General features: G+C 38.6%; 14 protein-coding genes. 13 read left to right on the top strand and 1 reads right to left on the bottom strand.

Features of this window, described 5'->3' with window-relative positions:
- Positions 1-220 precede the first annotated feature (220 nt).
- From AAHB15_RS05265 to AAHB15_RS05235, 7 genes are all read left to right on the top strand, one after another.
- The gene (locus tag AAHB15_RS05265) at positions 221-1,627 is read left to right on the top strand and encodes a GntP family permease (protein ID WP_342041913.1); all 1,407 of its coding nucleotides are present in this window, start codon (positions 221-223) and stop codon (positions 1,625-1,627) included.
- 222 nt (positions 1,628-1,849) lie between these two features.
- Positions 1,850-2,920, top strand: a complete 1,071-nt coding sequence (locus tag AAHB15_RS05260) for a branched-chain amino acid aminotransferase (RefSeq protein ID WP_335575164.1) — start codon at positions 1,850-1,852, stop codon at positions 2,918-2,920.
- A gap of 11 nt (positions 2,921-2,931) precedes the next feature.
- Positions 2,932-3,846: a ketopantoate reductase family protein gene (locus tag AAHB15_RS05255; RefSeq protein ID WP_342041912.1), complete on the top strand. Its 915-nt coding sequence runs from the start codon at positions 2,932-2,934 to the stop codon at positions 3,844-3,846.
- A gap of 285 nt (positions 3,847-4,131) precedes the next feature.
- A complete protein-coding gene (locus AAHB15_RS05250) occupies positions 4,132-4,908 on the top strand; it encodes an amino acid ABC transporter substrate-binding protein (RefSeq protein WP_186446597.1) in 777 nt (258 codons plus the stop codon).
- A gap of 269 nt (positions 4,909-5,177) precedes the next feature.
- On the top strand, positions 5,178-5,837 hold the full coding sequence (locus AAHB15_RS05245) for an amino acid ABC transporter permease (RefSeq protein ID WP_098527421.1): 660 nt from the start codon (positions 5,178-5,180) through the stop codon (positions 5,835-5,837).
- Between the two features lie 15 nt (positions 5,838-5,852).
- The gene (locus AAHB15_RS05240) at positions 5,853-6,596 is read left to right on the top strand and encodes an amino acid ABC transporter ATP-binding protein (RefSeq protein WP_335575162.1); all 744 of its coding nucleotides are present in this window, start codon (positions 5,853-5,855) and stop codon (positions 6,594-6,596) included.
- A gap of 165 nt (positions 6,597-6,761) precedes the next feature.
- Positions 6,762-6,992: a hypothetical protein gene (locus tag AAHB15_RS05235; RefSeq protein WP_342041911.1), complete on the top strand. Its 231-nt coding sequence runs from the start codon at positions 6,762-6,764 to the stop codon at positions 6,990-6,992.
- Positions 6,993-7,041: 49 nt separating this feature from the next.
- Here the strand turns inward: AAHB15_RS05235 and AAHB15_RS05230 are convergent, their stop codons facing one another.
- A complete protein-coding gene (locus AAHB15_RS05230) occupies positions 7,042-8,538 on the bottom strand; it encodes a peptide MFS transporter (protein ID WP_335575192.1) in 1,497 nt (498 codons plus the stop codon).
- A gap of 353 nt (positions 8,539-8,891) precedes the next feature.
- Here AAHB15_RS05230 and AAHB15_RS05225 point away from each other — a divergent pair, with 353 nt between their 5' ends.
- The 6 genes from AAHB15_RS05225 (at position 8,892) to nikC (ending at position 15,599) form a co-directional block, all read left to right on the top strand.
- The gene (locus AAHB15_RS05225; RefSeq protein WP_342041910.1) at positions 8,892-9,656 is read left to right on the top strand and encodes a MerR family transcriptional regulator; all 765 of its coding nucleotides are present in this window, start codon (positions 8,892-8,894) and stop codon (positions 9,654-9,656) included.
- Positions 9,657-9,886: 230 nt separating this feature from the next.
- On the top strand, positions 9,887-10,894 hold the full coding sequence (locus tag AAHB15_RS05220) for an ABC transporter ATP-binding protein (RefSeq protein WP_335573665.1): 1,008 nt from the start codon (positions 9,887-9,889) through the stop codon (positions 10,892-10,894).
- Positions 10,875-11,843, top strand: a complete 969-nt coding sequence (locus tag AAHB15_RS05215; protein WP_342041909.1) for an ABC transporter ATP-binding protein — start codon at positions 10,875-10,877, stop codon at positions 11,841-11,843. The genes AAHB15_RS05220 and AAHB15_RS05215 overlap by 20 nt, the downstream gene beginning before the upstream one ends.
- Before the next feature lie 51 nt (positions 11,844-11,894).
- Positions 11,895-13,511, top strand: a complete 1,617-nt coding sequence (locus AAHB15_RS05210) for an ABC transporter substrate-binding protein (protein WP_335573666.1) — start codon at positions 11,895-11,897, stop codon at positions 13,509-13,511.
- A 163-nt stretch (positions 13,512-13,674) separates the two neighbouring features.
- A complete protein-coding gene (locus AAHB15_RS05205; RefSeq protein WP_335573667.1) occupies positions 13,675-14,682 on the top strand; it encodes an ABC transporter permease in 1,008 nt (335 codons plus the stop codon).
- A gap of 47 nt (positions 14,683-14,729) precedes the next feature.
- Positions 14,730-15,599 (top strand): nickel transporter permease, encoded by an 870-nt coding sequence (nikC, locus tag AAHB15_RS05200; protein ID WP_342042122.1) that lies wholly within the window; start codon positions 14,730-14,732, stop codon positions 15,597-15,599.
- Positions 15,600-15,617 lie beyond the last annotated feature (18 nt).

Here is a 15,617-nt window from a genome sequence, read left to right as displayed (position 1 = left end):
GTTAAGCTAAATATTAAAAGATTCATAACTTCTAAGAATTGGCGGAAAAGGGAAACATTACCCTTTCCGCCAACATACTGACGCAAGGATATATATTTTTCGAATTACTGCAGTACTTAATGAAAGCGGTTTTAATGTTCTGTGATCATTATCTTCGGTTGCTAAAATATACCTCGCTGCAACTTCTTAGAATCAACTCGTGAATTAGAGGAGAGATTTTATGGAACTCGTTATTATCCTATTAGCACTCGGAATGTTAATGTTTATTGCTTACCGGGGATTTTCAGTTATTTTGTTTGCGCCTATTTGTGCATTATTTGCCGTATTCCTAACAAGTCCTGATTTCGTTTTACCGTTTTTCTCAAATGTATTTATGGGAAAAATGGTTGAATATATTAAACTATATTTTCCAATTTTCTTATTAGGAGCTATTTTCGGCAAGGTTGTTGAAATGTCTGGATTAGCACGTTCTATTGCAACAACACTTATACAATTAGTAGGGCGTAAACGTGCCATGCTGGTCATTGTATTATTATGTGCGATTCTTACCTATAGTGGTATCAGTTTGGTAGTAGTTGCTTTTGCTGTCTATCCTTTTGCAGCAAACCTATTTAGAAAATCTAACATTCCTAAACGATTAATTCCGGGTACCATTGCGCTAGGTTCATTCACCTTTACGATGGATTCACTACCAGGGTCTCCACAGGTGCAAAACGTTATCCCGACCACATTTTTCAAAACAGATCTTTATGCAGCACCAACCCTTGGAATCATAGGTGCGATTTTTATCTTCACACTTGGTATGCTTTATTTAAACTCACGCAGGAAAAAGGCTGAAAAAGCTGGTGAAGGATACGATTGCTTCGGAACGATTAAAGAAAAACAAATTGAGGTTAACCTTGATTTACAAGAAAGTATGGCACGTAAAATATTGGCCTTTGTACCGGTTGTACTTGTCGGTGTATTAAATAAAGTGTTAACCACCCTAATTCCTACGTGGTATCCGAATGGATTTGATTTTTCAAAGATTGGTTTAAATTTTCCTAATATTGAAACTTCACAGGTAGTGGGTATATGGTCGGTTGAAATTGCACTTATTGTTGGTATTCTTACTACTATTCTATATAATCGAAAACCAATTGTTCTTAACTTTAAAGATGGTATAAATGTAGGGATTGCCGGAGCCCTATTAGCAATAATGAACTCAGCTACTGAATATGGTTTTGGCGCTGTTATTTCATCACTGCCTGGTTTTACGATTGCGAGAGATGGCATTTCTAAATTATTTGTTAATCCGTTATTAAACGGTGCGGTGACCACAAACGTTCTTTCGGCTATTTCTGGTTCTGCTTCAGCGGGGATAGCAATTTCATTAGGAATTATGGCTGACAAGTATATTGAATTGGCCAACCAATTTGGAATTCCTCTTGAAGTCATGCACCGGGTTATTTCGATGGCCTCAGGCGGTATGGATACACTGCCACATAATGGTGCGGTCATCACATTACTTGCGATTACAGGTTTAACACATAAACAGTCTTACCGTGATATTTTTGCAGTCACTATTATTAAAACAATCGCCGCCTTCTTTATCATTGGCGTTTATTTAGTAACAGGACTAGTTTAATAGAAGAAATAAGAGTAGACTAGGCGAGTAAACAATGTCTTTAATCTGACAAGTTTACTTGCTTTTTCTTTTCCAAAAAGTTACATTCCTATTTTTATTAGATACTATCAAATTTAACCCTATTCTTCGAAAAATATGTTAAAATAATCGAAATAGTATTAAAATTATGTAACTATATCTTTTATAGAAAGTTTATAGAGACTAAGGATGGGAGCTTAAAACATGCAGGAGTTAAAAATTGACGTTACTTTAAGTACAGAAAAGAAACAAAAGCCATCGTTTGATAACTTGGAGTTTGGAAAAAGCTTCACTGATCACATGTTTGTATGGAATTACACAGAAGGAAAAGGCTGGCATGACGCACGAATTATTCCGTATCAGCCTATTACGTTAGACCCGGCTGCTACCGTATTTCATTATGGGCAAACGGTTTTTGAAGGACTTAAAGCCTATTTAACAAAAGATGAACAAATTTTATTGTTTAGACCTGATGAAAATATGAAAAGGTTTAACCGATCCAATGACCGGTTATGTATGCCTAAGCTGGATGAAGAAGGTGCATTAAGCGCTTTGAAGCAATTAATTCAAATTGACCGTGAATGGATTCCTTCTGGAGAAGGAACATCCCTCTATATTCGTCCTTTTATGATTGCGACTGAAGCATTTCTGGGAGTACATCCTGCGAACAGCTATCAATTTATGATTATTCTTTCTCCGGTAGGTGCTTATTATAAAGAGGGAATCAATCCTGTTAAAATTGCTGTGGAAAGCGAATATGTTCGTGCCGTTGCCGGCGGAACAGGTAATGCTAAGACAGCAGGAAACTATGCAGCAAGCTTAAAGGCATCTGAAATTGCCAGTGAAAATGGTTATTCACAGGTGTTATGGCTTGATGGCAGGGAAAATCAATATATTGAAGAGGTTGGTAGTATGAACGTCTTCTTTAAAATCAATGGGGAGGTTATTACCCCAGAGTTAAATGGAAGTATTCTTGAAGGGATTACACGTAAATCTATTATCGAACTATTAAATTATATGAATATTCCAGTGGTTGAACGAAGAATTTCAATTCATGAAATTGAGCAGGCCTATCGTGATGGTGTGCTGGAAGAAGCATTCGGCACAGGAACTGCTGCAGTTATCTCACCAATCGGTGAATTCTTATGGAAAAATGAGAGAATGGTGGTTAATAATGGAGAGATTGGCCCATTATCCCAGAAACTATATGATACATTAACAGGAATCCAAAATGGCACAAAAGAAGATCCTTTTGGATGGTCAGTACAGATTTAAGGTGAAGTGAGATGGTCATAAAAAAAGTCTCTATTATCGGTCTTGGGGCATTAGGGATTCTATTTGGGAACCAATTTTCCAAGAGATTACCCCGTGCTGATTTAAGAATAATAGCTGATCAAGACCGCATTCAACGTTATAAAGAGGACGGGGTTTTTTGTAATGGTGAGCGCTGTGATTTCAACTATGTGAGACCTCATGAAGCGTGTGAGCCTGCAGATCTACTGATTATTGCGGTAAAATTTAATGGCTTAGCTGATGCGATTCAAGCGGTCAAACACCATGTTGGAGAGAGAACGATTATTTTATCGCTCCTGAATGGTATCACTAGTGAAGAAATCATTGGTGAGGCTTATGGTATGGATAAGGTATTATATTGTGTAGCCCAAGGCATGGATGCGGTTAAAGTGGAGAACCAACTGATATACGACCATATGGGCATGATCTGCTTTGGGGGAAATAAAACAGAAAAGGTGAATAGCCTGGCTGAGTTTTTTGATCAAGTGGAAATTCCATATGAGGTTGACCCCGATATGTTAAGAAGGCTGTGGGGAAAATTCATGCTTAATGTAGGGGTAAATCAAACCGTTGCTGTCTTCGAAAGTAATTATGGAGAGGTTCAGGTTGAGGGACCAGCCAGAACGATGATGATTTCGGCTATGAGAGAGGTAATGGCACTCTCGGAAAAAGTTGGGGTACCTTTAATAGAAGAAGATTTAGATTATTGGTTAAGGGTATTAGGCAAATTAAGTCCAGATGGAAAACCCTCAATGGCCCAGGATGTTGAGGCAAGACGATTTAGTGAAGTAGAGTTATTCTCCGGTACCGTAGTAAAATTGGGGAAAGGATATGATGTGCCTACACCGGTTAATCAAGAGTTGTATCATAGGATAAAGTCGGTTGAGAAACAGTACACAATGGCATAATGAAAAACTTAAGGCAACTGCCCATTTTGGGGAGTTGCCTTTTTTATAGATTACTAATTTTAAGCAGATTGAATTAAATTATTTTAATAAATAACAAAATTCTTTATATTGAAAACATTCTTAAATATAATGGAAGTCTATTTATACATAAAGAAAGACATTTTTCGTTTTAGTGGGAAAATGATTGTGTTTTAAAATATTATAATGTTATAATGTGTTAGTATGATAATATGGTAACGTGCTAAAGGACTTATTAAATTATCTTGTAAAAGGTGGTAATACATGATGAAACGTATAGTAACAATGATGCTGGCAATTGCAGCTGTTTTTTCTCTTCTTACAGCCTGCTCAGGCAAAACATCTGGTGCTAAAGATGACACGCTAATAATTGGGATTGACGATAAATTCGCTCCTATGGGATTCAGAGATGAAAATAATAAAATTGTCGGCTTTGATATTGACCTCGCAAAAGCTGCTGCTAAAAAGATGGGGAAAAAGGTAGAGTTCCAGCCAATCGATTGGAAGACAAAAGAGTCTGAACTTAGCAGCGGTCGTATTGACCTCATTTGGAATGGCTATACTATAACTGATGATCGAAAGAAAAAAGTGCTTTTCACAAAACCCTATTTAAAAAATGCACAAGTTGTTGTAACACGAACTGATTCTAAAGTTACTAAACTATCGGATTTAGAAGGTAAAGTTGTAGGTCTTCAATCGCTTTCCTCTGCGTCAGATGCCTTAGATGCAAATCCAATTAAATCAAAAATTAAAACTGTAACAGAATTCAAAGATAATGTGTTAGCTTTAAACGATTTAAAAAGCGGACGTTTGGATGCCGTGGTCATTGATGAGGTCGTTATTAATTATTATATGACTAAAGAGAAAGATACTTTTAAAATATTGGATGAATCACTTGCCCCTGAGGAGTACGGAGTAGGTGTGAAAAAAGGCAACGAAGAGTTACTTAAAAATCTACAAAAAGCCCTTGATGATATGAATGCAGATGGTACGGCATCAAAAATTTCAACTAAGTGGTTTGGCGAAAATAAAGTATTGAAGTAAAATTTATAAGAAGGCAAAACAGGATTTCCTCCGGAAAGCCTGTTTTGTTTGTTAATTGGTAAGGCTCTTTTCGTAAACTTTGTTGCTACAGGATTTTAATGAGGGTCAATTACTAAGTTTCTAGGCAATTTTCGCAAATGTTTTTACGAAAAGATGCCACGAGGCATCAACTTATACGGGTTGATGAACTTATACGAGAAACAATAATCTATGCGAAAATAGCCATTGGTAATGCTGCTTACGCTTTTCTAATTGGAGGAAAATTAAGAATGTCTATTAATTACATTATTTCAATCCTGAAGCCAATGCTTGAGGGGGCGCAGATGACGATCCTGTTATTCATCATTGCCATTTTAGTCTCCATTCCATTGGGCTTTTTATTAACATTGGCGGTAAGAAGTCAAATTAAACCATTGTCATGGCTTGCTCAAGCTTATATATATGCGATGCGGGGAACGCCGCTGTTATTGCAATTATTATTTATCTGTTTTGGGCTGCCGATGATTCCTGTCATTGGTGAATATTTAGTCTTGGATCGTTTTGTGGCTGCCTGTTTAGGGTTTATATTAAATTATGCTGCATACTTTGCTGAGATTTTTCGTGGTGGGCTGCTGGCAATTGATAAGGGACAATACGAGGCATCTCAAGTGCTTGGGTTGAATAAATGGCAAATGACAACCAGAATTATCATGCCGCAAATGTTTCGAATCGCCCTGCCGGCTGTAGCAAATGAATCCGTTACGTTAGTAAAAGATACTGCCCTCCTCTATGCAGTTGCAGTACCGGAATTATTGCACTTTGCTGAAACCGCAGTAAATCGTGATTTTACAATCGTACCATTCGTTGTTGCAGGGGTAATTTATCTCTTGATGACACTGGTATTAACACTAGTATTTAAATGGGTTGAAAATAGATTTAGATTTGAATAGAAGGTATGGGTGAATATGGCGATCATTGAAGTTTCAAACCTCAAAAAGTCTTACGGGAAATTGGATGTATTAAAAAAGATTACCTTTGATGTTAATAAAAATGATGTAGTAGCGGTCATCGGTCCCTCGGGTTCAGGGAAGAGTACGATGCTGCGCAGTCTTGTCCATCTTGAACAAATAGAGGCAGGCAGTATCTGTGTTTCGGGTCAATATTTGGTGAAGGATGGAGTTTATCCAAAGCTTCCTGAGATTAAGCAGATTACCGCAAAGATGGGAATGGTCTTTCAGCACTTTAATCTGTTCCCGCACCTAACAGTTCAGGAAAATCTGATGATTGCGCCTAAATTGGTGAAAAAGGAGACTTCTGTTGAACTTCAACAGCGAAGCTCAGAGCTATTGGACAAAATAGGTCTCCTCAATCGTGCCAAGGCTTATCCGGCGAATTTATCAGGCGGACAAAAACAAAGGGTTGCTATTGCTCGGGCTCTTATGATGAGTCCTGAAATTCTGCTTTTTGATGAACCTACATCAGCTCTTGATCCGGAGCTGACAGGTGAGGTACTTCAAGTAATGAAGGATTTAGCTGAAGAACACATGACAATGATTGTGGTGACTCATGAGATGGGATTTGCTAAAGAAGTGGCCAACAAAGTGATTTTCATGGACAATGGAGAGATAATTGAATCCGGCCATCCGTCTGAGATCTTTACTAATCCACAGTTCGAACGGACTAAGGTGTTTTTAAACCGCAGTTTATAATATTAGAATATCACAGAAAAAAACTCATCTTAATTAACCTTAAGATGAGTTTTTTTATTTAAGCTATGTTATAGGTTGTGGTTGATTTTTAGCATGTTGTGCAAAAGAAATAACATAATTATAGTTAGGTTAGAGAAGGATAAAGGTAAAAAGGGGGCCTTCTCAATGAATTTAAAACCGTTTAATAGTAAGGATCATGAGGAAAAGGAAAACCTTGCTTCCGTTTTAGAAAACTCAAAAGAAATGGAAGAAGATTTGATGCGGACTTATCTGATTACAGCAGAACGGATACATGATAATGATGAATTAAAAGAACGCCTTGAAAACTTTGCCCAAGGAAACGCCAAACGGACGAAACAGTTAGTAGATGAATTAAATGATCTTACAGATCAATAAAAAAAGGTGAAGTTCTCTTTAATTTAAAGAGAACTTCACCTTTTTTTCATTATCGAATACCCTTCATTAATTCCTGAATTTTTGGTGCAAGCATTAATAGAATAATACCAAGGACGATGGAAGCACCGCCGATTACACCAAAATATGTCATTTCTGTTGCAGGAGTATAGAATTTAACTACTTGTGCATTTAATGCCTGAGCAGCTGCACTTGATAAGAACCATAAACTCATCGTTTGCGCTGAGAAAGCTGCCGGAGCTAATTTTGTAGTAGCTGATAGTCCTACAGGTGATAAACATAATTCACCTAGTACAACAATTAAATAACTAAGAACAAGCCATAATGGATTTACTAATGAATCTGTGCCTCCGAAATAGGCTGGTACAAGAATAACCATAAATGATAAACCTGCAAATAATAAGCCTAATGAGAATTTTTGCGGAATGGAAGGCTCACGCTTGCCTAATTTCACCCAAATTGCAGCAAATACAGGAGCTAATACAATTATAAATAATGGGTTTAATGATTGGAACCAAGCTGGAGAAATCTGTATACCAGCAAAATCTAATTGTGTCCGCTTGTCCGCATAATTGGCAAGGATGGTCGAACCCTGCTCTTGGATCGCCCAGAACATAACGGAAGCAATAAACAATGGAATATACGCGACAACACGTGATTTCTCAACTGATGTAGTTTTAGGGCTTGTGTACATGCGAATAAAGTAAATAGCCGGAATGAGAATTCCAAGAATACTTACAATGTTAATAAACCCTTCAAATGTTAATAACCCATTTGGAATTGTAATAAAACAAATAATAGCAATAACAATTATTGCAACTGCAAAATAAGTATATACTTTTTTCTTCTCAGAAGAAGTAAGCGGGTTTGATACGGTGGTCCCTGCAAGACCAAGATTTTTCTTTTTTGTCATTAAGAAGACAACTAATCCTAAGAACATACCCACAGCAGCAATACCGAAACCTAAGTGAAAGCTCGTATTCATAATTGTTTTGGAGCCAACGATTAATGGTGATAGGAAGGCACCGGCGTTAATCCCCATATAAAAAATACTAAATCCAGCATCACGGCGGTTATCATTTTCAGCATACATTTCCCCAACAACGGTAGAAACGTTTGGTTTTAATAACCCTGTCCCCAAGACAATCAATACCATGGAAACAAAGAAAAAGGCAATACTTCCAGGGATTGCGAGGGCAATATGACCAAGCATTATGAGGATGCCCCCAATGAACACTGCTCTTGACGTACCGAAGATTCGGTCAGCGAACCAGCCGCCAATAATCCCTGACATATACACGAGGGAACCGTATATCGACATAATCGATAAGGCCAAGGTTTGGTCCATACCTAAACCGCCCTTGGTTACACTATAATACATATAGTAAACGAGAATAGCTCTCATTCCGTAATAAGAGAATCTTTCCCAGAATTCGGTGAAGAAAAGGGTGAATAGACCTTTAGGATGTCCAAAGAATCCTTTCTGAGGTACACTATCCACAATTTTCTGCCTATTTAGATTTGACATTATATAACCTCCTCTTTATTATTCTATAATACTTTTCACATATTTGAATTGTCAAAAACTTTTTTTGGTAATAAAGTGAAGTTTAAGTAAAAACCTTGATAATTCAATATATTTATAAATACCAAGGAAAAAAGAAAGTTTTTTTAAAATAATTAATTTTTTCTAACTTGAAAAAATTTTCACTCTACTACATTAATAGAGGCTCTTAAATTGGTTAGGATTATTTTTTGAAACTAAATGGAATTACTGAACTTCCAATTGCAAATCAAAAGGTATTGAGTAAAAATGGGCATTCCATTGATTGACTTTGACGTAGCGTAAAGGTGTATTGTTTAACCAAGGGGGGTGAACCGATGGAGTATACAGTGCAAAAGTTGGCGAGTTTGGCGGGGATAAGTACTAGGACACTAAGATATTATGACGAGATCGGGATTCTTAAGCCAGCAAGAATCAATTCGTCAGGTTATCGAATCTATGGCAAGAAGGAAGTCGATCGGCTGCAGCAAATTCTATTTTACAGGGAATTAGATGTCAGCTTAGATAGAATCAAAGAAATTGTCACCGATCCGTCCTTTGATGGTGCGGCCGCACTTAGAGAACATCGTGAAAAACTCCTTGAGAAAAAGAAACAATTAGACTTATTAATTGCTAATGTCGATAAAACCATTGCGTTAACGGAAGGGAGAATGAAGATGGCCGATAAAGAAAAGTTTGTAGGCTTTAAGAAAAAGATGATTGAGGAAAACGAGAAAAAGTATGGGAAAGAAATTCGCCAAAAATATGGGAACGATAGAGTAGACCAATCAAATGCAAAGGTAATGAATATGACGCAGGAGCAGCATGATGAGGTCAATGCATTAGCTAAGAATATCACTAAAACCTTAGCTGAGGCGTTTAAAACAGGCGATCCAGGTGGGGAATTAGCCCAAAAGGCTGCAGAACTGCACAAACAATGGTTACGCTATTATTGGGCCGAATATAGCAAAGAGGCCCATGCCGGTCTTGCTCAAATGTATGTAGATGATGAGAGATTCACTGCCTACTATGATAAAGAGCAGCCAGGGACAGCTGAATTTTTTAGAGATGCCATTTATATTTACACGGGTAAAAAAATATAATATTAATATAGAAATAAGCCGAAAATTAGAACATAAAGGGTCCTATACTACGCTGCAATAACGCTTTAATGCAGAGTGGTGTAGGGCTTTTTTTTTTATAAATTTTTATTTTATTGACAAATTTCGATAATAACAGGCAAGTGATATATGTCATAATAATTTTAAAATTTGTTATATTATAATATTTCAAAAAGGGTTTATAAATCATAGATTAAGAGGTAGGTGTTAATGTGAGTCATATTTTACAGATAAAGAACTTAAAAGTATCGTTTCAGTCTGGGAGAACACTCTTACCTGCTGTTGATGGCATCAGTTTTAATCTGAGTGAGGGAGAAATTCTTGGAATCGTAGGTGAATCAGGGAGTGGCAAAAGTGTAACTTCGTTAGCCACAATGGGGTTAATTCCGTCACCGCCAGGTAAAATTGAGGACGGTCATATTATTTTTGAAAGAAGAGATTTAATAAACATCTCCGAAAAAGAGTGGCGTAAAGTTCGTGGGAATCAGATTTCAATGATCTTCCAGGAACCTATGACTTCACTGAATCCTTTGTTCACCATTGGGAATCAGGTGATGGAAGCCATCAAACTACATACCAATCTCTCAAAGAGAGAAGCGCTAGCTCGGGGCATTGAATTATTAAGACTGGTAGGAATCCCAAGAGCAGAGGGAATTCTGAAAGAGTATCCCCACCAATTATCGGGTGGGATGAGACAACGGATCATGATCGCTATGGCAATGGCGTGCAATCCTAAGGTGCTGATTGCGGATGAACCTACAACTGCACTTGACGTAACTATACAAGCACAGATTCTTGCACTAATGAAGGATTTAAATAAAAAAACCAATACATCGATTATCCTCATTACACACGATTTAGGTGTGGTAGCGGAAATTTGTGAGCGAGTAATAGTGATGTACTCTGGACAAATTGTAGAACAGGGTGATGTCAGAACCATACTTAAAAATCCTCAGCACCCTTATACTAAAGGGCTATTAAAATCCGTCCCTGAATTAAGAGGGAAAAAGGAGCGTCTCTATAGCATACCCGGAACAGTCCCTGCGCCGGGAACTATTCAAAATGGCTGCCGGTTTGCGCCACGGTGTTCAGAGGCATTTGGTAAGTGCCATGAAGAAGAACCTCAATTATTGAACTTGGAAAATGAGGAACATGAAGTTCGCTGTTTCCTACATATATTGAAGGAGGGGAGGGACAAGTATGTCAGAGTTACTTCTTGAGGTAAATGGGTTGAAAAAGTACTTTCCAATCACTGGGGGACTTTTTGGAAGGAAGCAAGGTGAAGTGAAAGCTGTTGACGATGTTTCTTTTTATGTTAAAAAGGGAGAGACATTGGGCATTGTTGGGGAAAGCGGCTGCGGGAAATCGACTACCGGCCGTCTGTTAATGCGTTTAATTGAAGCAAGTGAAGGAAAGATTGTGTTTGAAGATAAAGAGATTACTAGTATGTCAAAAAATGAATTAAGAAAAACCCGCCGTGATATCCAGATGGTATTTCAAGACCCCTATGCATCTTTAAACCCAAGGCATTCGATTGAACAAATTCTTGAAGAGCCGCTCATTGTTCATGGGATTGGCACAAAAGAAGAGCGAAAAAAACAAGTGCGAGAAATGCTCGAGGTGGTCGGCTTGAGCAGCTACCATGCCAAACGATATCCGCACCAATTCTCGGGCGGCCAGCGTCAACGTATTGGGATTGCTAAAGCATTAATGACGAAACCGAAGTTGATAATAGCAGATGAACCTGTGTCAGCATTGGACGTTTCAATCCAAGCCCAGGTTCTTAACTTAATGAAGGATATCCAAAAGGAATTTCAGCTTACCTACATATTTATCGCACATGATTTAGGTGTGGTACGACATATTAGTGATCGTGTTGGCGTGATGTATTTAGGAAGATTAATAGAGTTAGCCGATAGTGAGCAGCTATATCAAAATCCCTCCCATCCTTACACAAAGGCCCTACTTTCGGCGGTGCCGATTCCAGACCCTGATCTAAAGAAGGAAACTATTTTAATTGACGGGGAGATTCCAAGTCCGGCAAATCCTCCATCAGGATGTGCCTTCCATACCCGGTGTTCACAGGTGATGGATATTTGTAAAACAACTAGGCCTCAAGAACATGATTTGAACGGTCATTTTGTTGCATGTCATTTATATAACAAGTGATTTGCTGCATTTATGATAAAAAATAAAATGTACAGGGGGTAACAAACTTTTATGAAGAAAAAACCTTTTATACTGTTGTTGATTTCTCTGTTAGCCATCAGCATGTTTTTGGCTGGCTGCAACAGTAAAACAAATGAAGCAACAGGAGGCAAGAAAGATCCTGTTTCTGGAAGTGCAGCAAAAAAGGACACACTAGTCTACGGCCGTGGAGGAGATTCTACATCACTAGACCCCATCACCTCGACGGAAGGTGAAACATTTAAAGTGACGGAAAACATTTTTGAAACCTTAATCCAATATGGCGACCAGGATACTACCATCCATCCTGGACTTGCTGAATCATGGGAAGTTACTCCTGATGGGTTAACTTATACCTTTAAGCTTCGGCAAGGAGTTAAATTTCATGATGGGACCGATTTTAATGCAGAGGCAGTAGTTTTTAACTTTGACCGCTGGATGAATGGAAATGCAGACAGCTTCCCTTACTATACGATGTTTGGCGGTTATAAAGGGGAAAAAGGACATGTGATTAAAGAAGTTAAAGCGGTTGATGAGCATACTGTACAATTTGTATTGACAAGACCTCAAGCACCATTTTTAAAGAACCTAGCCATGTCTCCGTTTGGAATTGCCAGCCCTGAGGCAGTTAAAAAGTACGGTGATAAATTTAGACAGCATCCTGTTGGTACAGGACCATTTAAATTCGTGGAGTGGAAAGAAAACGATACGATTACGCTTGAGAAAAACCCAGACTACTGGCAAAAAGGCTACCCTAAGTTAAACAAAGTGATTTTCCGTGTCATTCCTGAAAATACAGCACGTCTTAATGCTCTTGCCAATGGCGAAATTGATGTAATGGATGGCCTAAACAACTCAGACGAGGCCACTGTTAAAGCAAATACTAATCTTCAAGTGATTGAACGACCGTCTATGAACGTGGGTTATATTGGTTTAACAACCACTCGTAAACCATTTGATAACAAGCTCGTTCGTCAAGCTATCAATTATGCAATTGATAAAAAGTCGATCATCGATGCATTTTATGGGGGAAAGGCACTTGAAGCTGTTAATCCAATTCCACCTTCGATTGAGGGCTATAATAAGTCCGTTGAGCCATACCCATATGACTTAGAGAAAGCAAAACAATTATTAAAAGAAGCGGGTTATGAAAAAGGATTCGAAACTGACCTTTGGGCTATGCCTGTAGCTCGTCCATACATGCCGGAAGCTCAAAAGGTGGCAGAAGTGATTCAAGAAAGCTTAAGTAAAATTGGTGTCAAAGCGAAGATCCAGTCTGTTGACTGGGCAACTTATTTAGATAAAGCAGCCAAAGGTGAGTTTGATATGTTCATGCTTGGCTGGACGGGTGACAATGGAGATCCTGATAACTTCTTATACACCTTGCTTGATAAAGACAGCATTGGAAGCAATAACTATTCTTATTATAGCAATGACCAATTGCACGATATCTTAATTAAGGCGCAGACAGAAACGGATCAAGCTAAACGTAATGCCCTTTATGAGCAGGCACAAGTAATCATCCATGATGATGCTCCTTGGGTTCCGCTTGTACACTCAACACCATTGTTAGCAGCAGGGAAAGACGTAGTTAATTACTTGCCGCATCCAACAGGTTCAGAAGCACTGACGAAGGTTGAGTTTAAATAATAAGAAAAGCGCAAGCGCCCGTTTAGCGAAGTACACTAGTCGCTGGGCACTGGAGCTGGTCAATTTTTAAAGTGATGTAATAATTTCTTATCTTGGAACAAAGGGGAGGGATTTTCCCTCCCTTTTGGAAACTTAAAATTCATTCTCAAAAGAGGTGAAAAACTTGTTTACGTACACAGTCCGCCGCGTGTTTTCTCTAATACCTGTTTTAATTGGAATGACACTAGTTGTTTTTGCTATTATCCATGCCATTCCCGGTAATCCAGCACAAGTCATTCTAGGTCAAAGGGCAACTGCAGAATCGATTGCTACCCTAACAAAGGAATTAGGATTAGACCGCCCATGGTACATACAATACGTAGATTATATTAATGCATTAATTCATGGAGATCTAGGGGTTTCGCTGAGGACAAGAGGTCCTATTAATGAAGAAATTTGGTCTTACCTTGCAGCCACAGCGGAATTAACAATTGTTGCAATGTTTATAGCCGTTATTATGGGAGTAAATGCAGGGATTGTTAGTGCCTGGTTCTCGAGATCATGGTTTGATTATGTGGCAATGGTACTTGCCTTGATTGGGGTATCACTGCCGATATTTTGGCTTGGTTTAATGGAACAATGGGTATTCTCCATACATTTAGGCTGGCTTCCAACCACAGGTAGAGAGAATGTTAGAGATCCCGTATCAGCCATTACCAATCTATATTTAATAGATACGTTATTACAAGGAAGATTTGACCAATTTATCGTTGTTCTCAAACATTTGATACTGCCTAGCATGGCACTGGCCACCATTCCCATGGCAATAATTGCAAGAATGACACGTGCCACGATGCTAGAAGTGATGAAATCAGATTATATCCGTACTGCAAGGGCAAAGGGGCTAAGTATGTTTTGGGTGGTTTATAAGCATTCTTTAAAAAATGCGATTATCCCAGTACTGACGATTATCGGATTGCAAACAGGCCTGCTATTGGGGGGAGCCATCCTAACAGAAACAATTTTTGGCTGGCCAGGAATTGGCCGATATTTATATGATGCGATCGGCTATCGTGATTATCCAGTGATTCAGTCAGGCATTTTATTAATTGCTGCCATTTTTGTCCTTATTAATTTAATTGTGGATTTATTGTACGTCTTTGTTGATCCAAGAATTAAATACACGAAATAAAGGAGGGGGATTTTTAAGTGGCGGAACTTGTAAAAAAAGCAGCTAATATTGAGCCTGTATTTGTTGAAGAAAAGCTGTTGCCTCCTTGGAAGGAAGCATGGATATCATTTTATAAAAATCGATTAGCCCTGGCTGGCTTGGGGATTGTAGGATTTTTTATCATGATTGCCATTTTAGCACCGATCATTGCCCCCTATAGTTTTAAAGAGCAAGTGCTAACAGATCGAATGCTCCCTCCTTCAAGTGATCATTGGTTCGGCACAGATGATTTTGGCCGTGACATTTTCTCACGAATTGTATACGGGGCAAGAATATCTTTATGGGTGGGATTTTTTTCGGTCCTTGGATCTGTCGTATTTGGGACCATTTTAGGAATTGTCGCGGGATATTATGGCCGCTGGATTGATTCGCTTATCTCGCGTATTTTTGATATTATGCTTGCCTTCCCTAGTATTCTATTAGCCATAGCGGTTGTGGCAATCCTTGGACCATCTTTACAAAACGCATTAATTGCCATTGCTGTTATTAATATTCCGAACTTTGGCCGGCTTGTCCGATCTAAGGTGTTAAGTGTTAAGCAAGAAGAATACATTATGGCAGCCCGAGCAGTGGGGATGAAGGACACACGAATTCTCTTACGTCATATTCTCCCTAACAGTATTTCACCAGTCATTGTCCAAGCAACTTTAGCGATTGCCACATCTATAATCGAAGCGGCAGCACTGGGTTTTCTCGGAATGGGGGCACAGGCGCCAACACCAGAGTGGGGAAAGATGCTGGCAGATTCAAAAAATTATATTACCCAGGCTCCATGGACATTGTTTTTTCCTGGAATCGCTATTATGCTGACAGTGCTGGGATTTAATCTAATGGGAGATGGACTAAGGGATGTCCTTGACCCGAAGATGAAGAACTAAGGTGTTTGAACTGGAGAC

The organism is Bacillus sp. OTU2372, assembly GCF_038440275.1.
Taxonomy (GTDB): Bacteria; Bacillota; Bacilli; order Bacillales; family Cytobacillaceae; genus Neobacillus; species Neobacillus bataviensis_B.
This window is presented reverse-complemented; position numbering and strand designations above follow the sequence as displayed.